We start from the raw sequence: 230 nt of genomic DNA on the forward strand, positions 1-230 counted from the left end.
GGAAAGGCCAGATGAGGGACCAGGTGAAGGATCGAGCCATCAACGCGATCGCGGTCGCCTTGCTGCTGAGCGCGGCCGCGACGGAAGCGAGCGCCGACAAGCTGCCGCCGTTCGGCGGGCCGGCATCCGCCTTCACTGCGACACTGTCGAACAACACGCCGCTGGTGTTCGGCATGGGCGTCGAGGACGCGCAACGCGCACTCGGCACGCCCTTCACCTATGTCCGCGGC

The 230-nt window shown here is 68.3% G+C and carries 1 protein-coding gene; it reads left to right on the forward strand.

The genetic code is table 11. From position 1 onward, the window contains the following. Positions 1-23 precede the first annotated feature (23 nt). Positions 24-230, forward strand: a 207-nt coding sequence (locus ACNEUN_RS06500) for a hypothetical protein (protein ID WP_463631657.1), incomplete at its 3' end; no start/stop codon positions are given.

The organism is Gardnerella sp. C0684A1 (genome assembly GCF_055326835.1).